Origin of the sequence: Streptomyces sp. NPDC091280 (assembly GCF_044768565.1) — a bacterium.
In the GTDB taxonomy this organism is placed as follows: Bacteria; Actinomycetota; Actinomycetes; order Streptomycetales; family Streptomycetaceae; genus Streptomyces.
In genome coordinates this window covers 588,050-608,060 of record NZ_JBIVUZ010000001.1, presented here as the reverse complement: position 1 = coordinate 608,060, position 20,011 = coordinate 588,050, and the positions used below count along the sequence as shown (strand labels likewise).

Genomic DNA, 20,011 nt, shown 5'->3' with positions numbered 1-20,011 from the left:
AAGGTTCAAAACGGTCGGATAACGCTCTGGCAAGTTGGGGTTCTCCCGCCTGTCTACGCGCGTTACTCTGCGACGGAACCAGCGCCTGGTTGGGGCGCTTGCACGAAGGAGTCTCGTTCCATGCGCCGGGTGTCCCGTATCGCCGTTGCAGGCGTTGCAACCGCAGCACTTGCCGTCACCGTCTCCGCCTGCGGCAGCTCGTCCAGCTCGTCCGCCAGCAGCAGTAGCAGCAGCGGCTCCTCCAAGGGTATTGGCCTCGCCTACGACGTCGGCGGCAAGGGCGACCAGTCCTTCAACGACGCCGCGTACGCCGGTTTCCAGAAGGCCGAGAAGGACTTCGGCGTCGGCGGCCGGGACGTGGAGCCGCAGGACGGCGAGTCCGACGCGGACAAGACGCAGCGTCTGGAGACGCTGGCCCGCGCCGGCTACAACCCGGTCATCGGTGTCGGCTTCGCCTACGCGCCCGCCGTCAAGGAAGCCGCCGCGAAGTTCCCGAAGATCACCTTCGGCATCATCGACGACAACACCATCAAGGCCGACAACGTCGCCGACATGGTCTTCCACGAGGAGCAGTCCTCCTACCTGGCCGGCGTCACCGCCGCGCTCACCACGAAGACCAACACCGTCGGCTTCATCGGCGGCGTGGACGTCCCGCTGATCCACAAGTTCGAGGCGGGCTTCGCGCAGGGTGTCGCGGACACCAAGAAGGGCGTCAAGGTCAAGTCGCAGTACCTGACCCAGACCGCCGAGGAGGGCGGCTTCTCCAGCCCCGACAAGGGCGAGGCCGCCGCCGAGGGCCAGATCGAGGCCGGCGCGGACGTCGTCTACGCCGCCGCGGGCCTCTCCGGCCAGGGCGTCATCAAGGCCGCCGCCGCGCACAAGGTGTGGGCGATCGGTGTCGACTCCGACCAGTACAACCAGAAGGCCCTCGCCGCCTACAAGCCGTACATCCTCACCTCGGCGCTGAAGAACGTGCAGGGCGCGGTCTACGACCTCGCCAAGTCGGTCATCAAGGACAAGAAGCCGCTCAGCGGCGAGATCCGCGGCTCGCTGAGCAACGGCGGCGTCGGCCTGGCCGACTCCAACCCGGTCTTCAAGAACAACGCCACCCTCCAGGCCGCCCTCAAGAAGGCCGAGGACGGCATCAAGAGCGGCTCGATCACGGTCAAGACCTCTTGATCCGAGGCTCGTAGGCCAGTTACGACCATGGCCAAAAGAGCGCTGTAATGGCAGCGTTACGGCCACGGAACGGGGTGCGGGGAGCATGTCTCTTCGCGCCCCGTTCTCGCGGCAGAATGCTCGGAACGGATCGGATGTCAAACAGAGCCGGTCAGGTCCGGGCACTATTTAAAGCAGGGGCGCTACGCGCGTAGAGAGGCCCCTTTCCACGAGGAGAGTTCGCCATCGACGCGTCCAGCAGCCCTCCGCTCACCGCACAGTCGACCGCGGTCGAGCTGGCCGGGATCACCAAGCGCTTCCCCGGGGTCGTGGCCAACCACGACATCCACCTCACTGTCCGAAAAGGCACCGTGCACGCCCTCGTCGGCGAGAACGGCGCCGGCAAGTCGACCCTGATGAAGATCCTCTACGGCATGCAGAAGCCGGACGAGGGCACCATCGCCGTCGACGGCGAGCAGGTCGCCTTCTCGTCGCCCGCCGACGCCATCGCCCGCGGCATCGGCATGGTCCACCAGCACTTCATGCTCGCCGACAACCTCACCGTCCTGGAGAACGTCGTCCTGGGCAGCGAGAAGCTCTACGGCATCGGCGGCGGCGCCCGCAAGAAGATCAAGGAGATCTCCGACCGCTACGGCCTCAGCGTCCGCCCGGACGTCCTGGTCGAGAGCCTCGGTGTCGCCGAGCGCCAGCGCGTGGAGATCCTGAAGGTCCTCTACCGCGGCGCCCGCACCCTGATCCTCGACGAGCCCACCGCCGTCCTGGTCCCGCAGGAGGTCGACGCCCTCTTCAGCAACCTGCGCGAGCTGAAGTCCGAGGGCCTCGCCGTCATCTTCATCTCGCACAAGCTGGGCGAGGTGCTGTCCGTCGCCGACGAGATCACCGTCATCCGGCGCGGCACCACCGTCGGCACCGCCGTCCCCGCCGAGACGACCTCCCGGCAGCTCGCCGAGATGATGGTCGGCAGCGAACTCCCCACCCCCGAGACCGCCGAGTCGACCGTCACCGACCAGCCCGTCATCGAGGTCAGCAACCTCACCGTGTACGCCGCCGGCGCCTCCCTGGGCGCCGAGTCCGAGCCCACCGCGGGCGGACTCCTCGGCGACGCGGCCGTCGCGGGCGGCGCCGCCAAGCGCGTCCTGGACGACGTCACCTTCACCATCCACGCCGGTGAGGTCATGGGCATCGCCGGCGTCGAGGGCAACGGCCAGACCGAGCTGATCGACGCGTTGATCGGCCTGAAGAACGCCGACTCCGGCACCATCGGCTTCCTCGGCGACGACATCACCCCCTGGGCCACCCGCCGCCGCCGCGAACACGGCATCGGCTACATCCCCGAGGACCGCCACCGCCACGGCCTCCTGCTGGAAGCCCCGCTGTGGGAGAACCGCATCCTCGGCCATGTCACCGAGCGCCCCAACGCGAAGGGTGTCTGGCTCGACATCAAGGGCGCCCAGGAGGACACCCGCCGGATCGTCGAGGAGTACGACGTCCGCACCCCCGGCATCGACGTCACCGCCGCCTCCCTCTCCGGCGGCAACCAGCAGAAGCTGATCGTCGGCCGAGAGATGAGCCACAAGCCGAAGTTCCTGATCGCCGCCCACCCCACCCGCGGTGTGGACGTCGGCGCGCAGGCCGCGATCTGGGACCAGATCCGCGCCGCCCGCCGCGAGGGCCTCGCCGTCCTGCTGATCTCCGCCGACCTCGACGAGCTGATCGGCCTGTCGGACACCCTGCGCGTGATCTACGACGGCAGGCTGGTCGCCGACGCCGACCCGGCCACCGTCACCCCCGAGGAACTCGGCTCGGCCATGACCGGCGCCGCCTCCGGTCACCTCGAACACGTCGAGGAAGCGGCGGACGGCGCGGAGAGCACCGTAGAGAGCGCTGAGCGCGCTGAGAGCACGGACGACACCGCCGCCCCGGAGGACGAGGCCCGATGAAGAAGTTCGACAAGGAGCGGCTGCTCCTCGCCGTGGCCGGCCCGGTCATGGCGCTTGTCGCGGCGATCCTGCTGACCTCGGTCGTGCTGCTCGCCTCGGGCAAGAACCCGATCGAGCCGTACCACCTGATGCTCCAGCAGATCGGGTACTCGGACGTCCAGGTGCTGATCATCAACCAGGCGTCGATGTACTACATCGCCGCCCTGGCGGTCGCCCTCGGCTTCCGGATGAACCTGTTCAACATCGGTGTCGACGGCCAGTACCGGCTCGGCGCCGTGATGACCGCGGTCGTCGGCGCGCACGTCGGCCTCCCGGCCGTCCTCCAGGTGCCGCTGCTGCTGCTCGTCGCGGTCCTCACCGGCGCCTTCTGGGCCGGTATCGCGGGTGTCCTCAAGGTCACCCGCGGGGTCAGCGAGGTCGTCGCCACGATCATGCTGAACGCCATCGCGACCAGCCTGATCCTCTACCTCACGCAGACCGACACGTGGGGCGTCCAGGTCGGCAACAACATGACGACCGGCATCATGAAGAAGTCCGGCTGGATCCCCGGCATCGACATGGGCGCGGACACCGGCGAGATCTACGGCCTGGTCTTCCTCGCGGTGATCATGGGCGTCCTGTACTGGCTCGTCCTCAACCGCACCCGCTTCGGCTTCGACCTGCGCGCCACCGGCGAGTCCGAGACGGCGGCAGCCGCCTCCGGCGTCGACGCCAAGCGCATGACGCTCACCGCGATGCTGATCTCCGGCGGTGTCGCCGGTCTCGCCGGACTGCCGCTGCTGCTCGGCGACAGCCACACCTACAGCCTCACCTTCCCCGAGGGCCTCGGCTTCACCGCCATCGGCATCGCCCTCCTGGGCCGCAACAACCCCGGCGGCATCGCACTGGCCGCCCTTCTGTGGGCCTTCCTCGACAAGGCCTCGCCCGCCCTCGACTACGCGACCCCGGTGGCGTACGAGAAGGAGATCGCGACGATCATGCAGGGCCTGATCGTGTTCGCGGTCGTCATCTCCTACGAGGTCGTCCGCACCTGGGGCCTGCGCCGCCAGCAGAGCCGCGTCGGCGCCGAACTCGCCGCCGCCGCCCGGAACAACTCCGAGAAGAAGGAGGTGGCGGCCCGATGAGTACCGCGACCATCGCCAAGCCGCAGGCGAAGCAGCCCGGCAAGGGCGGACGCCGATTCTCCCTCCCCGTGCTCCTGCTGATCATCGCGGGCGCGCTGATCCTCACCTCGGTCGTCCGCCTCATCACCGGCGCCGACGGCATCACCTCCACCGGCCAGATGTCCACCGCCCTGCGCGCCGCCGTACCGATCGGCCTCGCCGGTCTCGGCGGTCTGTGGGCCGAGCGCGCGGGCGTCGTCAACATCGGCCTCGAAGGCATGATGATCCTCGGCACCTGGTTCGGCGCCTGGGCCGGCTACCAGTGGGGCCCGTGGACCGGTGTCGTCTTCGGCATCCTCGGCGGCTGCCTCGGCGCCGTCCTGCACGCCGTCGCCACCGTGACGTTCAACGTCAACCACATCGTCTCCGGTGTCGCCATCAACATCCTGGCGCTCGGTGTCACCCGCTATCTGTCGAAGTTCACCTTCGCCAACACCTCCGAGGGCTCCGCCAAGCAGTCCCCGCCCATCGACTCGCTCGGCAACTTCGACATCCCGGGCCTCTCCGGCTGGCTGGACACGCTCAACGGCAAGCACTGGTTCCTGATCTCCGACATCGCCGGTCTCATCGGCGGTCTGGTCACCAACCTGTCGCCGCTCACCGTCGTCGCGGTCGCCCTCGTCCCCGCCACCTGGTGGGTCCTGTGGCGCACCGCCTTCGGCCTGCGGCTGCGCTCCTGCGGCGAGAACCCGGTGGCCGCCGAGTCCCTCGGCGTCAACGTCTACAAGTACAAGTACCTCGCCGTGATCATCTCCGGCGGCTTCGCCGGCCTCGGCGGCGCCTTCCTGTCGATCGTCGCCTCGAACGTCTACCTCGACGGCCAGACCGGCGGCCGGGGCTACATCGGCCTCGCCTCGATGATCTTCGGCAACTGGATGCCGGGCGGACTCGCCCTCGGCGCGGGCCTGTTCGGCTACACCGACAGCCTCAACCTGCGCGGCGGTGCCACCAACGTGCACGCGCTGATCCTGCTGCTCGGCTTCCTGCTGGTGGCCGGCGTCGGCTACCTGGTCTGGAAGAAGCGCTACGTCCCGGCCGGCCTCACCGCCGTCGTCGCGGCCCTGATGTTCGTCTGGTACGCCACCACCGACCAGGTCCCGACCCAACTGGTCGGCGCCAGCCCGTACATCGTCACCCTGCTGGTCCTCTCGCTGTCCGCACAGCATCTGCGGATGCCGAAGGCGGACGGCCTGCCGTACCGGAAGGGACAGGGCAAGTGACCGCGCCCGCCGCCGAGTTGGCCGTCGACTGGGACGAACTGCGCACCGAGGCGCGGGAGGCGATGTCCCACGCCTACGCGCCGTACTCGGGCTACCCGGTCGGGGTCGCCGCCCGGGTCGACGACGGGCGCACGGTCTCCGGCTGCAACGTGGAGAACGCGTCGTACGGCCTCGGCCTGTGCGCGGAGTGCGGGCTCGTGTCCGAACTCCAGCGCACCGGCGGCGGCCGGCTGACCCACTTCACCTGCGTCGACGGCAAGGGCGACATCCTCGTCCCGTGCGGTCGCTGCCGTCAGCTGCTGTACGAGTTCGGCGGTCCCGGTCTGCTGGTGGAGACACCGGCGGGCGTCCTGCCGCTCTCGGAGATGCTCCCGCAGGCCTTCGGGCCGGACCACCTCACCAAGTAACTCCCGTGCGGCCCCGCTGAGTCGACCATCGGCTCACTCGGCGGGGCCGTGCGTGTTCCGAACGTTCTGGAAGGAAAGCCAAGCCATGGCGCAAGTCTCGATGGACGCCATCTCCGTCATCCGCACCAAGCGGGACCGCGGTGAACTGAGCGACGAGCAGATCGACTGGGTCATCGACGCGTACACCCGCGGCGAGGTGGCCGACTACCAGATGGCCGCCCTCAACATGGCGATCCTCCTCAACGGCATGAACCGTTCCGAGATCGCCCGCTGGACCGCCGCGATGATCGCCTCGGGCGAGCGCATGGACTTCTCCTCGCTCTCCCGCCCGACCGCCGACAAGCACTCCACGGGCGGTGTCGGCGACAAGATCACCCTCCCGCTGGCCCCCCTGGTCGCTGCCTGCGGCGCGGCCGTCCCGCAGCTCTCCGGCCGCGGCCTGGGCCACACCGGCGGCACCCTCGACAAGCTGGAGTCGATCCCCGGCTGGCGCGCGCTGCTCTCCAACGAGGAGATGCTGTCGGTCCTGGAGGGCACCGGAGCGGTCATCTGCGCGGCGGGCGACGGCCTGGCCCCCGCGGACAAGAAGCTGTACGCCCTGCGTGACGTCACCGGCACGGTGGAGGCGATCCCGCTGATCGCCTCGTCCATCATGTCGAAGAAGATCGCCGAGGGCACCGGCTCCCTGGTCCTGGACGTCAAGGTCGGCACCGGCGCGTTCATGAAGACGATCGAGGACGCGCGTGAACTGGCGTCCACGATGGTCGGGTTGGGCACCGACCACGGCGTGCGGACGGTCGCGCTCCTGACGGACATGTCGACTCCTCTCGGCCTGACGGCGGGCAACGCCCTCGAAGTCCGGGAATCCGTCGAGGTGTTGGCGGGTGGCGGCCCCTCCGACGTCGTGGAGCTGACCGTCGCGCTGGCCCGCGAGATGCTCGACGCGGCCGGCGTCAAGGACGCCGACCCGGCGAAGGCCCTGGCCGACGGCTCGGCGATGGACGTCTGGCGCCGGATGATCGCGGCCCAGGGCGGCGACCCGGACGCCGAACTGCCGGTGGCCCGCGAGCGCCAGGTCGTGACGGCCCCGACGTCCGGTGTCCTGACCCGCCTCGACGCCTACGACATCGGCATCGCCGCCTGGCGCCTGGGCGCGGGGCGTGCCCGCAAGGAGGACCCGGTGCAGGCGGGCGCGGGAGTGGAGATGCACGCCAAGCCGGGCGACGTGGTGACGGCGGGCCAGCCCCTGCTGACCCTGCACACCGACACCCCCGAGCGCTTCGCGTACGCGCTGGAGGCGGTCGAGGGCTCGTACGACATCGGCGCCCAGGACACGGCGTTCACGCCTTCGCCGGTGGTGCTGGAGCGCATCGCCTGAGCCGGGCCGGAAGCGGGGGAGGGGCCGGGACGTAACGTCCCGGCCCCTCCCGCTTGCTCGGCGCCCGGCCGCCTACTTCTTCAGATGCCTGCCGTAGAACCGGAAGGCGTCCTCCGCCTCGAACCACGGAGTGCCCGTGTGCCCGCCCATGTTGGCGTGCAGGGTCTTCTCCCGGGTGCCGAAGGCCTCGAACAGGTCCAGGGCCCGCCGGCGGGGGTTTCCTTCGTCGTCCCACTGGAGCAGGAGCAGCAGCGGGACGGCGACCCGCTCGGCCTCCGCGCGCTGGGCGCGGGGCACATAGCCCCCGGCGAAGAATCCGGCCGCCGCGATCTGCGGCTCGGTCACCGCGAGGCGGATGCCGAGGGCCATCCACCCCGAGTAGCCGACCGGGCCGCCGACCTCGGGCAGCGCGAGGACGGCGTCGAGCGTGGTCAGCCACTCCGGGGCCGCCTTCTCGACCAGCGGGCCCACCAGGGACTCGAAGATCTCGTCGGTCGGATCGCCGGCCCGCATCGCCCGGCCGAGATCGGCGCGCAACTGTGCGTCGGCGGCGGAACGGGGCCGGTCGCCGCAGCCCGCGGCGTCGATGCTGACCGCCGCGTAACCGGCCGCCGCGGTGGCCCGGGCCCGCGCGATCAGCCGGGGCTGCGCCTTGGGCAGGCCGTTGTTGTGGGCGATGAGGATCAGCGGGGCCGGCGCGGTGGAGTCGGGCGTCCACAGGGTGCCGGGGATCTCGCCGAGGGTGAACTCGCGTTCCAGGACGCCGTCGTCGAGGCGCCGCTCGGAGGTGAAGCGCAGGGTCGTGTCCATGGTCGTGCCTTTCGGGAGAGCTGTGTACGGCGCTCCCGGACGACCTACCGCCCGACCGTGACCCCGCAGGAGAGCACCCATGTCGTCGTTGTGTCCACGGGTACCACCTCCTCGTTCTCTCGCACGGCCTCCGGCAAGGTAACAGCGGCCACCCCGCCCGGCCAACGGCTTTTCGTCCTACGGTGCTTGCCGCCCGGCTCACCCGAGCAGCGCCGCGATCACCACCAGCACCGGCACCGACAGGATCGTCGACAGCAGGATCGAGTCCCGGGCCAGCACCTCGCCCACCCGATAGCGGCTCGCGTACGTGTACAGGTTCTGCGCGCCGGGCAGCGCCGATGTCACCACCACGTCGAGCAGCGCGGCCCCGCGCAGTCCGAACACCCCGACGGCCAGCCCCCAGGCGACGGCGGGTTGTCCCACCGACTTCAGGGCGACCGACAGCAGGACCGGCCACCGCTCGGCACCCCGCGCGGGCAGCGCGCTCCCGCGCAGCGAGATGCCGAAGCCGAGCAGGACGGCCGGTACCGCCATGTTGCCGATCAGGGTGAGCGGGTCCATCACCGGTCCCGGGAGCCGCACTCCGGCCGCCGCCACCGCGACCCCGGCCAGCGAGCCGACCGCGATCGGGTTGCGCACGGGGGTGAGCAGCCGCAGCCACCGGGGGCCCTTCTCGCCCCGGTCCGACAGGTCGAGGATCGTGAGCGCGAGGGGGCTGACCACGACGAGCTGGAACAGCATCACCGGCGCCACCAGCGAGGCGTTGCCCAGGACGTACACCGAGATCGGGATGCCGAGGTTGCCGGAGTTGACGTAGCCGGAACAGAGCGCGCCGATCGTCGTACGGCCCACCCCCCAGCCGCGGGCCACCCCCACCGCCACGAACACGCCCGCCACCGCCGCCGTGCTCAGCACGGTCACCAGCAGCCAGCTGGAGAACACCACCGAGAGGTCGGCCCGCGCGAGGGTGGTGAACAGCAGCGCCGGGGACGCCACGTTGAACGCCAGCCGGGTCAGCACGTCCCGGCCGTTCTCACCGAGGGAGCCGCGCACGCCCAGCAGATAGCCGACGGCGATGACGACCCCGATGACCGCGAACCCGGTCAACACCCCCTGCACGGCGCCTCCTCGACGGCAGCGGCGCGCACGAGGGCGTCGGGTATCCGGGGCGGGGCTGATCCGTGGGGCATACAGCCAACTTAGGCGGTGGCCCCCGAGTCCTGGGCGGTGACCCCCGAGTCCTGGGCGGTGGCCCCCCGATGAGTTACGACCGCCCGCCCGGTCTACCGATCGTGGACGCCATGACACCCGCTGTACTCGTGCCGGACCGCCCCGTCACCCGTGACGAGGTGGCGCGGCTGTGCGACGAGGTACGGCTGCGGCTGGCGGCGGGCCGTGCCGGGGTCGTACCCGTCCGGGTGGAGAGCGTGGGGCCCGGACCGCCGGGGCTGGCGACCGTCGAGCTGCTGGCCCGCCTCGAACTGACCGCGCGGCGGGCCGGCGGCCGGATCAGGCTGCGCGGGCCCGCCCCCGGACTACGCGCCCTCCTCGATCTGGTCGGGCTCCGCTTCGAGGTGGAGGGGCAGGTCGAAGAGCGGGAACCAGCGCTGGGTGTCCAGGAAGAAGTGGAACCCGGTGAGCCTGCCGTCTGAGATCTCCAGGACCTGCACCGACCAGGGGCTGAAACCGCCCGCCTCCGGGTCCGGCTTGTACTGGGCGAAGCCCGGCAGGCCGTTCACCTCCACCGGGACCAGGCGGGAGCCCTCGCAGGCGGCGCCGATCGTCGTCATGAAGCCCGTGATGTCGTCGTGGCCGGTCAGCCACAGGTCGAACGGCGGCATCGTCATGATGGCGTCCTCGTGCAGCAGCGCCGTCAGGGCCGCCATGTCGTAGCCCTCGAAGGCCGCGACATACCGCTCCAGGAGCTTCTTCTGCTCCTCGTCGAGCGGGTCGGAGACAGCCGCGTCGGCCGCCTTCTCGTCCCGCTCGGCGAGGGTGGCGCGGGCCCGCTGGAGCGCGCTGTTGACCGAGGCGACCGAGGTGCCGAGCAGTTCGGCGACCTCGTTCGCCCGCCAGGCCAGCACCTCGCGCAGGATCAGCACCGCCCTTTGTTTCGGCGGCAGTTGTTGCAGGGCGGCCATGAACGCGAGCCGCACCGACTCCTTGGCGACGGCGGCCTCCGCCGGGTCGGCGACCGTGGGCAGCACGCGCGCGTCCGGCATCGGCTCCAGCCAGGTGTTGTCGGGCCGGGGCGACAGCGCGGCCTGGGCGAGCGGGGTGGAGTCGCTGAGGTCGACGGGCCGCGCCCGCTTGTTGCCCGCGGACAGCATGTCCAGGCAGACGTTGGTCGCGATCCGGTAGAGCCAGGACCGCAGACTGGAGCGCCCCTCGAACTTGTCGTAGCTCCGCCAGGCGCGGACCATCGTGTCCTGCACCGCGTCCTCGGCCTCGAAGGAGGAGCCGAGCATGCGGTAGCAGTACCCGGTCAGCTCGACGCGGTGTTTCTCCAGTCTGATGTCGAGGTCTGTCGTCGTCGCGGTGCTGTCGGTCATCGTCTCGCCCACCCACCCCTGTGGCCGTTCCCGTCGTGCGCGTCCTTGCGCCACACTCCGGAAGCTACCGCAGCCCACTGACAATGGCGCCCGGAGTCGGTGAACGTGCAGGTCAGGCGGGGGTGAGGGCCCGCTCCACGCGCGCCGCCCGCGACCCCAGCACGGTGATCGTCACGACACCGACTACCGCCAGCACGCCCACGCCGACCGTCCCCGCCCAGCCGCCCGCGTGGAACGCCAGCGCGCCGACCGTACTGCCGGTGCTGGACCCGATGTAGTACGCGGACTGGTAGAGGGCGGAGGCCTGCGCGCGGCCCGTCGTCGCCGTCTTGCTGACCGCCGAGGACGCGACCGCGTGCCCCGCGAAGAAGCCCGCCGTGATCAGCACCAGGCCCAGCAGCACCAGGGGCAGCGAGTCGGCGAGGGAGACCAGCAGACCGGTGGCCGTGGTGCCGCCCGCCAGGTACAGGGCCCCGCGCCGCCCCAGCCGGCCCACCAGCCGCCCGGCCGTGGACGCCGACACGGTACCCACCAGATACACCAGGAAGATCGAGCCGACGATGCCCTGGGGGAGCGAGAAGGGGGCCTCGGTGAGGCGGTAGCCGATCACCGTGTAGACGCCGCCGAAGACCGTCATGAACAGGGCGCCGATCGCGTACAGCCGGCACAGCAGCGGGTTCGCGAGGTGGGCGCGGACCGTGCGGGCCAGGACCCGCGGGCGCAGCGAGCCCGGCGTGAAGTGCCGCGGGGCGGGCAGGAGCAGCCGGAAGGCGACCGCGCAGCCGACCGCGAGCAGACCGATCACGCCTACGGCGACCCGCCAGCCCCACTCCTGCGCGACCCAGCCGGTGATGACCCGGCCGCTCATCCCGCCGACGCTGTTGCCCGCCACGAACAGGCCGATCGCCGTGACCAGCGCCTTCGGCCGGACCTCCTCCGCCAGATACGCCGTCGCCGACGCGGGCAGCCCGGCCAGCGCGGCGCCCTGGAGGAACCGCAGCACCACCAGCGCGCCCAGCGAGGGGGCGAACGGCACCAGGACCCCGATGCCCACCGCGACCGCCAGCGACGCGGTCATGACCGTACGGCGTCCGAAGCGCTCCGACAGCGCGCTCATCGGCAGGACGAACAGCGCGAGTCCGCCGGTCGCCGCCGCCACCGTCCAGCTCGCCGCGCCCGCCGCCACCCCGAACTCGCCGGAGATCAGCGGCAGCAGGGCCTGTGTGGAGTACAGCAGCGCGAAGGTCGCCACACCCGCGAGGAAGAGCGCGAAGCTCATCCGGCGATAGCCGGGACCGCCCGGCGTCAGCCGTGAGTCGCCCGCGGCGGCGGGGGAGGAGGCGGCGGGAGCGGGGACGGTGGCGGCCACGACGGTGGACGCCCCGGTATCGGCGGGAGACATGCTTCGAAGCTACGGACGTTCCCGCTGATCCGTCCAATGCACGGAAACGCCATAATCGTTCCCATGGCGCATCAGTACAGCTCACCGGCTCACCTGTCACCGTCCGGTGACACAGAAGACATCGTCGCGCTGCTCGCGCCCCGCCTCGCGTACTTCGCCGGCGTCGCCCGCACCGAGCACGTCACCCGGGCCGCGCAGGAGATGCAGGTCCCGCAGTCCACCCTGTCGCGGGCGATGGTCCGCCTCGAACAGGACCTGGGCGTCGACCTGTTCGCCCGCCGGGGCCGCACGGTGTCGTTGACCCCCGCCGGCCGCACCTTCCTCGCCTCCGTCGAACGCGCCCTCGCCGAGATCGGCAAGGCCGCCGACGAGGTCCGCGCCGACGCCGACCCCAGCACCGGCAAGGTCGCCTTCGGCTTCCTGCACACCCTCGGCTCGGAGACCGTCCCCGAACTCATCCGCGCCTTCCGCGCCGACCACCCCCGGGTCCGCTTCAGCCTCGTCCAGAACTACGGCGAGGCGATGCTGGAGCGGCTGCGCGCGGGCGAACTGGACCTGTGCCTGCTGACCGCCCCGACCCTCGACGCCCCCGACGTCGTGGCCCACCGCCTCGACGTGCAGAAGCTCCGCCTCGTCGTCCCCGCCGACCACCGCCTGGCCGCGCGCCGCCGGATCCGCCTCGCGGAGGCCGCCGAGGAGACCTTCGTGACCCTGGAACCGGGCTACGGTCTGCGCCGCATCACCGACGACGTCTGCGCGGAGGCCGGCTTCCGCCCGAAGATCGCCTTCGAGGGCGAAGAGGCGGAGACGCTGCGGGGCCTGGTGGCGGCGGGTCTTGGAGTGGCCCTGCTCCCGCCACCGGCCGTGCCCCGCCCGGGAGTCGCCGAACTGACCGTCACCGCACCCAAGGCGGTACGGGAGATCGGCGTGGCCTGGCTGGACGGCCGCCCGGACACACCCCCGGTGGCGGCCTTCAAGCGGTTCCTCCTGTCGAGGAGAGGGCACCTGCTGCCCGACTAGCCGCAGCGGAAGGGCTGTTGACGGGTCGGCGGACCCTCACCCCCTGCGCAGCGACCGCCCGAACCCCGCGGCCAACGGCATCCTCAGCCCCAACGGCGGCGGAGCGTGCAGCGCGTCCTCGACCGGCCGGGAGAACGACCGCCCGAACAACGCCCCCAGCACGAAGTCCTCGGTCAGCGCGTGGACTTCCTGGCGGTGCTGGTGCAACGCGTGTCCGTCGGAGTGGACTTCGAACCGGCACACGTCCCGGTTCGCCTTCTTCGCCCGGGCCGCCAGCCGGAACGACAGTTCGGGATCGGTGCGTTCGTCGTTCGTGCCGTGCACGATGAGCACCCGCCGGCCCACCAGCTGCCTCACCGGTTCGGGTGACGCGGCCACGTCCTGCTCGGGCAGCCAAGGGGCCAGCGCCACCACGGAGTTGACCGCCTCGTGCCCGGCGGAGCGCAGCGCGGCCCGCCCGCCCATGTCGACCCCGGCCAGACACACCGGCACGTCCCCGTAGCGTCGTACGACCTCGTCCACCGCCCAGGTGGCGTCGTGCGCGAGATGCGCCTCGCTGCCGTTCCAGCCGCGGCAGCGGTAGTGGACGACATGCGCGGCCAGGCCCTCGGCGGCGCCCGCCCGGGCCAGCCGGCGCCCCAACGCGCGTACGGACGCTGTCGCCATGAGAGGGGACGGCCTGCGGGCGGAGACCTCCTCGCCGCCGGGGAGCAGCAGCACCACGCCGCTCACCGAGGTCGGTTCGGGACCGAGTGCTCTCCCCAGCCGGGCCGTCCGAACCGGTGTCGCTTGCTGTGCCATGACAGAACAGTGTCAGAAGTGGGCGTGTACGCCATCCTTCCGCGCGGTCACCGTTGCGTATCGACGGATTCGCGCTACGGGCGATCTACGCGCGTAGGAGTTAGAGTGCGGAAATGACGAGCCAGACCACGAACATCCCGAGCTCGGACCAGATCCGCCGGGCGCCGAAGGTTCTGCTGCACGACCACCTCGACGGCGGCCTCCGCCCGGGGACGATCGTCGAACTCGCGCGCGACGCCGGATACACCCAGCTCCCCGAGACCGACCCGGACAAACTCGGCGTGTGGTTCGCCGAGGCCGCCGACTCCGGTTCCCTGGAACGGTACTTGGAGACCTTCTCGCACACCGTCGCCGTGATGCAGACCCGGGACGCGCTGATCCGGGTCGCCCGCGAATGCGCGGAGGACCTCGCCGAGGACGGTGTCGTGTACGCCGAGGTGCGGTACGCGCCCGAGCAGCACCTCGACGGCGGGCTCAGCCTCGAAGAGGTCGTCGAGGCCGTCAACGAGGGCTTCCGGCAAGGGGAGTCGCTGGCCCGCGAGAACGGGCGGCGGATCCGCGTCGGGGCGCTCCTCACCGCGATGCGGCACGCCGCCCGCGCCCTGGAGATCGCCGAACTCGCCAACCGCTACCGCGACCTGGGCGTCGTCGGCTTCGACATCGCGGGCGCGGAGGCCGGGTTCCCGCCCACCCGGCACCTCGACGCCTTCGAGTACCTCAAGCGCGAGAACAACCACTTCACCATCCACGCGGGCGAGGCGTTCGGACTGCCGTCCATCTGGCAGGCGTTGCAGTGGTGCGGGGCCGACCGGCTCGGGCACGGGGTGCGCATCATCGACGACATCCAGGTGAAGGAGGACGGCTCGGTGGAACTGGGGCGGCTCGCCTCCTACGTCCGCGACAAGCGCGTCCCGCTGGAACTCTGCCCCAGCTCCAACCTCCAGACCGGCGCCGCCGACTCCTACGCCGAGCACCCCATCGGCCTGCTGCGCCGACTGCACTTCCGGGCCACGGTCAACACGGACAACCGGCTGATGTCCCACACCAGCATGAGCAGCGAATTCGAGCACCTTGTCGAGGCGTTCGGTTATTCGCTCGACGACATGCAATGGTTCTCCGTCAATGCTATGAAGTCAGCATTCATTCCTTTCGATGAACGACTGGCCATGATCAATGACGTGATCAAGCCCGGATATGCGGAACTCAAATCCGAATGGCTGTTCCGTCAGACGGCCTCCACCAGCGGTTCTACGCCCGAAGCGGACTGACAAGCACCACTCGGGACACGGGAGATGCGGACGGGCTTTCACAATCCGTCCGCATTTCGATGTTTGCGGCGGATGCCTTCGCGTGTTTACGGTCTTGGACCGCTCACATCCCCCGTCATCCCATTCAAGGACGCATTCACCATGAAGCAGTCTGCTGCCAAGACCCTCGGTGTCGCCGCCCTCGGTGCCGCCTTCGCCGCCGTAGGCGCGGGTGCCGCGAGCGCGGCTCCGGCGGTCCCGGACGCCACCCAGGCCCTGGGCGCCGTGACCCACACGCTGCCCGCGGAGAACGTCACCAAGGCGCTCCCCGGCGCCGGCCAGGCGCTGAGCCAGGCGCAGCCCGCGCTCGCCGGCGGCCTCTCCGCCGTGCAGCCGGCCGCGGAGAAGGTCCTCTCCGACGGCCCCACCGCCCCCGTCGCGGGCCTCCTGGGCGGCCTCCCCCTCTCCCAGACGGGCCTCCCCACCCACGGCCTCCCGCTGAACGGCGTCCCGCTGGGCTGAGACCTGTTGGCCTGATGCCCTGTTGGCCTGATGCCTGCCGGGCTGAGGCAGTTGGGTTGAGACCGGCCGGTCTGATGCCCGCTGGGCTGGGGCAGTTGGGTTGAGGCCCGGTGGGCTGAGGTCCGCCGGGCCCGGGTCGTTGGGTTGAGGTTTGCCGGGCCGGGTTTCGGTTGTTCGAAGTCCGGTTGGGCTGAAGCCCGGTGGGCCGGCGCGCCTGCCGGGCAGACGGCCGTTGGGCCGGGCCCGCTGGGCGCCCGACAGGCCCGGAGGCTCCCAAACCGGGCCCATCGCGCCCCGCATGATCTGAACGCGCCGATGGGGCGCGCCCCGGGCGAGGGGCGCGTCCCATCGGTGTGCTGCGGTGGGGATGGGGCTACCAGGCCTCGGTGCGTACCTTGTCCTCGGACGGGAACAGGATCCACAGGGCGATGTAGAGCAGGAACTGCGGGCCGGGCAGCAGGCACGAGAGCAGGAAGATCACGCGCATCGTGGTCGCGGAGGTGCCGAAGCGCCGCGCCAGCGCTGCGCACACTCCGCCGATCATGCGGCCTTGGGTGGGGCGGGCAATGGCGGTCATCATGGGCTCCTTCGCGAGCGTCTCTCCGAGGCCTCCCCTGCGGCTGCCTCATCTGACATCAACGCTACGAACCGGAAGCCCGCCCGGCGTCGCTCTACGGTGCGATGCCGACCCTGGGAATCGTCGGGGTCCGTCCCTGAGGCACTTCCTCCTGGAGGAGGGGCGTGGGGAGGGGGCTCTCGGCCCTGCGGCGGAGCCACGCGCGGGCGGCGGGGACGATCGCGACGTGCGCGAGGGCCACGCCCACCGTGTTCATGAGCAGTGAGTCGACGTCCACGACCTGGCCCGGCACCCCGGTCTGGAGCAGTTCGATGCCCAGGGAGATCAGGGCCCCGGCGGCGACCGTACGGATCAGGGACGCGAGCGGGGAGACATGGAGTCTGCCGCTGACCGTGGGGAGCAGCACGCCCAGCGGGGCCAGCAGCGCGAGGCCCTCACCGATCCGCTTCGAGGCCTCCGCCCAGCCCAGGTCCAGATCGGCGCGGATGCTGGCCAGCGGGTGCAGGTTCGGGGGCATCACCCAGGGGACGTCCCTCGGTCGCAGCGTGACCCAGGCGACGAGCACGAGGTGTGCGACGAGGAGGACACCCCCTGTCACACGGACGCGAATCGCGGCACTGCCGCCGATGGAGCCTTGACGCTGCACGCCCCACTAGACGCCCCGTCCGGCACGATCGGTTCCGGACGGGGCCCAAGCACCAAGGTGAGGCTTCCGCCACACCCCTGCTTCTGGGCTCGTTCACCTCCGGGGCGCTTTCAGCCCTCGGTGACCTCACTCGAAGGCGGAGCCTTCGTCCCCGGCGCGGAGCGGACGTCGTCCGTGCACTCGTAGCGGCGCAGCGGAGCGTCGTCCGGCCCGCCGAGGATGACGGAGCCGTCGCCCTCGGCCGCGGCCGAGTCGGAGAAGGTGCAGACGATCTGGGCGAGCGCGTACGACGTCAGGTCGGCGGGTGCGTTGGACAGCCGCAGCGCGTCCTTGGGGTCCTTGGCGCGCGGGCCGCTCACGGACATGCCACCGCGTACGTCGGTCGTGTACCCGGCGTCCCGCTCGCCCGTCGACGGCGACTCGGCGAGCTGGTCCAGCAGACCCTGGGCCACGATCACCCGGCGCCGTACGTCCGCCGTGCCGTCCGGCACCTGTACGGCCCGGTCGACGGCCACCAGCGAGGAGCCGCAGAGCAGGAACACCTGCACCGGAACGCCTCGCGCGGCCTGGGCCGTCACGTCCGGCTCCGCCAGGGTGCAGGGCACCCGGGAGGGCGCGGCCCCGAAGTCGGTGGGCACCTCCGTGGCGCGGATCCCGCACCCGGCGAGCGCCAGACCGAGCAGCGGAAGCGCCAGCAACCGGCGTGCCTTCATGAGGCGTTCCCCTTCGAGCTGTCCCCTTCGGCCTCGCCCTTGTCGGTCTCCGCCATGAGCGCGGAGGCGTCCCTCGGCAGGCGGAGGGTGAACACCGCGCCGCCGTCGGGGGAGTTGGCGGCGGTGATGTCGCCGCCGTGGATGTGGGCGTTCTCCAGGGCGATGGAGAGGCCGAGGCCGCTGCCCTCGGAGCGGGGGCGGGAGGCGCTCGCCTTGTAGAAGCGGTCGAAGACGTGCGGCAGGACGTCCTCGGGGATGCCGGGGCCGTGGTCGCGGACCGCGATGACGAGGTCGTCGTCCTCCAGGCGGACGGACACCCGGACCGGGGAGCCGCCGTGCTTGAGGGCGTTGCCGATGAGGTTGGCGAGGATGACGTCGAGGCGGCGCGGGTCGAGCCGGGCGTGGATGCCGCGTTCGGCGTCGAGGTCGACGGCGTCGAGCCAGGCGCGGGCGTCGATGCAGGCGGTGATCTGGTCGGCGAGGTCGACGTCGTCGAGGACGAGCCGGGCGGTGCCCGCGTCGAAGCGGGTGACCTCCATGAGGTTCTCGACGAGGTCGCCGAGCCGCTTGGTCTCGCTGACGACGAGCCGTACGGCGGGCTCGATCATCGGGTCCACGCTGCCGGTCTCGGCGTCGAGTTCCTCCTCCAGGACCTCGACCACGGCGGTGATGGCGGTCAGCGGGGTGCGCAGTTCGTGCGACATGTCGGCGACGAAACGGCGCGAGGCGTCGTCGCGGGCGGCCATGTCGGCGACCCGTTTCTCCAGCGCCTCGGCGGTCTGGTTGAACGTCCTTGAGAGTTCGGCGAGTTCGTCCGTGCCGGAGACCCTGAGGCGGGTGTCGAGCTTGCCCTCGCCCAGCCGGCGCGCGGCGATGCCCAGCCGGTGCACGGGCTTGAGGACGGTGGTCGCGGCGGCCTGCGCGAGCAGCGCGGAGCCGATCAGCGCGAGGCCGGTGGCGATCCCGAGCGACCAGGCGAGGGAGTTGAGGTCCTTCGCCTCCGGCTCAAGGGACTTGAGCATGTAGCCGGTCGGTCCGCCGCCGATCATCCGGGTGCCCGCGACCAGGAACGGGGTGCCGTGCTCGGTGACCCGCTGCCAGTACAGGTGGTACGGCTCCTTGTTGCCGTCGGTCACCGACTGCTGCTTGTTGACCGCCGTGCGCAGCGACTTGGGCACGTCCTCCAGCGAGAAGCCGTTCAGGCCGCCGGAGTTGCCGTAGACCGTCTTGGCGTTGGTGTCCTGGGCGACGAGCAGGACGCTGAAGCGCTGGCTGCTGTTGGCCATCTGGCCCGCGGTGCGCATGAGTTCGTCCTGCGTGGGGTGCACGGGCAGGGCGCCGGCGTGGTTCTGCATCTCCTGGCGGAAGTCGCGCAGCACCGCGTCCTGGGCGCGGGTGAGGACGGCCTCGCGGTTGAGCCAGTAGGCGATGCCGGACGCGGACACGGCGGCGGTCAGCGCGACCAGCCCGAACACGACCACCAGCCGCAGTCGCAGACTGGTGAACCGCAGCCGCCACAGAACTCCCTTACGACCCGGGCGCCAGCCGCGGATCCCCCCTTGCGCGTCGGTCACTGAGGCGAGTCCAGGCGGTAACCGACGCCACGCACGGTACGGATGAGGGTGGGGGACGAGGGCACGTCCTCGACCTTGGCACGCAGCCGCTGGACACACGCGTCCACCAGCCGGGAGTCGCCGAGGTAGTCGTGCTCCCACACCAGGCGCAGCAACTGCTGCCGGGACAGGGCCTGTCCGGGCCGCCGGCTCAGTTCGAGCAGCAACCGCAGCTCGGTGGGCGTGAGTTGGAGGTCCTCGCCGTTCTTCGTGACGGTCATGGCGGCCCGGTCGATGACCAGCGAACCGAACGAGGCCGCGTCGTTGGCCTCCCGCTCGCCGCGCCGCAGCACGGCCCGGATACGGGCGTCCAGCACCCGCCCCTGCACGGGTTTGACCACATAGTCGTCGGCACCGGACTCCAGCCCGACGACGATGTCGATGTCGTCGCTGCGCGCGGTGAGCAGGATGATCGGCAGCTGGTCCGTGCGCCGGATGCGACGGCACACCTCGAAACCGTCGATGCCGGGCAGCATCACATCCAGCACGATCAGGTCCGGCCGCTGCTCGCGCAGCAGCTTCAGACCGTCCTCGCCGCTGGCAGCGGTGGCCACCCGGTGGCCCTGGCGCGTCAGCGAGAGCTCCAGGGCCGTCCGGATGGCGTCGTCGTCCTCGATCAGCAACAGGGAAGGCACGGGGCTCATTCTGGCCCATGCGGGGTCGGTGTTTCGACACCTGTACGGGTACGTCCCCGTAGCGCTCCTCTCTGTGACCGGACTGTCCGTTTTCTGAGGACGGCCGCAGAGACCCACCCCTGTGACAGGTCTGTGACAGTCGGCGGACATGCCCATGAAGTCACCCCGGCAGGATTTTCGGCACAG

Annotated in this window: 20 protein-coding genes; 10 read left to right on the top strand and 10 right to left on the bottom strand. The window is 70.9% G+C overall.

What is annotated here, in order from left to right:
- The first annotated feature begins 120 nt into the window (after positions 1-120).
- The 6 genes from ACIQPR_RS02830 (at position 121) to ACIQPR_RS02805 (ending at position 7,287) form a co-directional block, all read left to right on the top strand.
- Entirely contained in the window at positions 121-1,179 is a 1,059-nt protein-coding gene (locus ACIQPR_RS02830; protein WP_403640892.1) for a BMP family protein, read from the top strand.
- Positions 1,180-1,403: 224 nt separating this feature from the next.
- On the top strand, positions 1,404-3,119 hold the full coding sequence (locus ACIQPR_RS02825) for an ABC transporter ATP-binding protein (protein ID WP_403642877.1): 1,716 nt from the start codon (positions 1,404-1,406) through the stop codon (positions 3,117-3,119).
- Positions 3,116-4,243 (top strand): ABC transporter permease, encoded by a 1,128-nt coding sequence (locus tag ACIQPR_RS02820; protein WP_403640889.1) that lies wholly within the window; start codon positions 3,116-3,118, stop codon positions 4,241-4,243. The genes ACIQPR_RS02825 and ACIQPR_RS02820 overlap by 4 nt, the downstream gene beginning before the upstream one ends.
- Positions 4,240-5,502, top strand: a complete 1,263-nt coding sequence (locus ACIQPR_RS02815; protein WP_403640886.1) for an ABC transporter permease — start codon at positions 4,240-4,242, stop codon at positions 5,500-5,502. Before ACIQPR_RS02820 ends, ACIQPR_RS02815 begins: the two co-directional genes overlap by 4 nt.
- Positions 5,499-5,909 carry a cytidine deaminase gene (locus tag ACIQPR_RS02810; protein WP_403640883.1) on the top strand — a complete coding sequence of 137 codons (411 nt, stop codon included), beginning with the start codon at positions 5,499-5,501 and terminating at the stop codon, positions 5,907-5,909. Before ACIQPR_RS02815 ends, ACIQPR_RS02810 begins: the two co-directional genes overlap by 4 nt.
- An 85-nt stretch (positions 5,910-5,994) precedes the next feature.
- Positions 5,995-7,287, top strand: coding sequence for a thymidine phosphorylase (locus ACIQPR_RS02805; protein WP_403640880.1), 1,293 nt, complete (start codon positions 5,995-5,997; stop codon positions 7,285-7,287).
- Positions 7,288-7,359: 72 nt separating this feature from the next.
- Here ACIQPR_RS02805 and ACIQPR_RS02800 read toward each other — a convergent pair whose 3' ends face one another.
- A complete protein-coding gene (locus tag ACIQPR_RS02800; RefSeq protein ID WP_403642874.1) occupies positions 7,360-8,085 on the bottom strand; it encodes an alpha/beta hydrolase in 726 nt (241 codons plus the stop codon).
- Positions 8,086-8,295: 210 nt separating this feature from the next.
- A complete protein-coding gene (locus ACIQPR_RS02795; RefSeq protein ID WP_403640877.1) occupies positions 8,296-9,216 on the bottom strand; it encodes an AEC family transporter in 921 nt (306 codons plus the stop codon).
- A gap of 182 nt (positions 9,217-9,398) precedes the next feature.
- On the opposite strand from ACIQPR_RS02795, the gene ACIQPR_RS02790 reads away from it, so the two are divergent.
- Positions 9,399-9,749 (top strand): STAS domain-containing protein, encoded by a 351-nt coding sequence (locus tag ACIQPR_RS02790; protein WP_403640874.1) that lies wholly within the window; start codon positions 9,399-9,401, stop codon positions 9,747-9,749.
- Here ACIQPR_RS02790 and ACIQPR_RS02785 read toward each other — a convergent pair.
- On the bottom strand, positions 9,633-10,649 hold the full coding sequence (locus ACIQPR_RS02785) for a sigma-70 family RNA polymerase sigma factor (RefSeq protein ID WP_403640871.1): 1,017 nt from the start codon (positions 10,647-10,649) through the stop codon (positions 9,633-9,635). The two genes, ACIQPR_RS02790 and ACIQPR_RS02785, sit on opposite strands and share 117 nt — an antisense overlap.
- Before the next feature lie 112 nt (positions 10,650-10,761).
- On the bottom strand, positions 10,762-12,051 hold the full coding sequence (locus ACIQPR_RS02780; protein ID WP_403640868.1) for an MFS transporter: 1,290 nt from the start codon (positions 12,049-12,051) through the stop codon (positions 10,762-10,764).
- A gap of 63 nt (positions 12,052-12,114) precedes the next feature.
- Here ACIQPR_RS02780 and ACIQPR_RS02775 point away from each other — a divergent pair, with 63 nt between their 5' ends.
- Positions 12,115-13,071 carry a LysR substrate-binding domain-containing protein gene (locus ACIQPR_RS02775; protein ID WP_403640865.1) on the top strand — a complete coding sequence of 319 codons (957 nt, stop codon included), beginning with the start codon at positions 12,115-12,117 and terminating at the stop codon, positions 13,069-13,071.
- A 36-nt stretch (positions 13,072-13,107) separates the two neighbouring features.
- Here ACIQPR_RS02775 and ACIQPR_RS02770 read toward each other — a convergent pair whose 3' ends face one another.
- A complete protein-coding gene (locus tag ACIQPR_RS02770) occupies positions 13,108-13,872 on the bottom strand; it encodes a dienelactone hydrolase family protein (RefSeq protein ID WP_403640862.1) in 765 nt (254 codons plus the stop codon).
- Positions 13,873-13,985: 113 nt separating this feature from the next.
- Here ACIQPR_RS02770 and ACIQPR_RS02765 point away from each other — a divergent pair, with 113 nt between their 5' ends.
- Together ACIQPR_RS02765 and ACIQPR_RS02760 are read left to right on the top strand one after the other, a co-directional pair.
- On the top strand, positions 13,986-15,140 hold the full coding sequence (locus ACIQPR_RS02765; RefSeq protein ID WP_403640859.1) for an adenosine deaminase: 1,155 nt from the start codon (positions 13,986-13,988) through the stop codon (positions 15,138-15,140).
- A 141-nt stretch (positions 15,141-15,281) separates the two neighbouring features.
- Complete coding sequence (locus ACIQPR_RS02760; protein WP_403640856.1) at positions 15,282-15,641, top strand: ATP-binding protein; 360 nt, start codon at positions 15,282-15,284, stop codon at positions 15,639-15,641.
- Positions 15,642-16,014: 373 nt separating this feature from the next.
- Here the strand turns inward: ACIQPR_RS02760 and ACIQPR_RS02755 are convergent, their stop codons facing one another.
- The 5 genes from ACIQPR_RS02755 to afsQ1 all read right to left on the bottom strand — a co-directional run bounded on the left by ACIQPR_RS02755 (position 16,015) and on the right by afsQ1 (position 19,825).
- A complete protein-coding gene (locus ACIQPR_RS02755; RefSeq protein WP_026178268.1) occupies positions 16,015-16,218 on the bottom strand; it encodes a PspC domain-containing protein in 204 nt (67 codons plus the stop codon).
- Between the two features lie 94 nt (positions 16,219-16,312).
- Positions 16,313-16,864 (bottom strand): VanZ family protein, encoded by a 552-nt coding sequence (locus tag ACIQPR_RS02750; RefSeq protein ID WP_403640853.1) that lies wholly within the window; start codon positions 16,862-16,864, stop codon positions 16,313-16,315.
- A 110-nt stretch (positions 16,865-16,974) separates the two neighbouring features.
- Positions 16,975-17,577: a hypothetical protein gene (locus tag ACIQPR_RS02745; RefSeq protein WP_403640850.1), complete on the bottom strand. Its 603-nt coding sequence runs from the start codon at positions 17,575-17,577 to the stop codon at positions 16,975-16,977.
- Positions 17,574-19,151 (bottom strand): ATP-binding protein, encoded by a 1,578-nt coding sequence (locus ACIQPR_RS02740; protein WP_403640847.1) that lies wholly within the window; start codon positions 19,149-19,151, stop codon positions 17,574-17,576. The genes ACIQPR_RS02745 and ACIQPR_RS02740 overlap by 4 nt, the downstream gene beginning before the upstream one ends.
- Positions 19,148-19,825 (bottom strand): two-component system response regulator AfsQ1, encoded by a 678-nt coding sequence (afsQ1, locus tag ACIQPR_RS02735; RefSeq protein WP_019066936.1) that lies wholly within the window; start codon positions 19,823-19,825, stop codon positions 19,148-19,150. Before afsQ1 ends, ACIQPR_RS02740 begins: the two co-directional genes overlap by 4 nt.
- Positions 19,826-20,011: the final 186 nt, after the last annotated feature.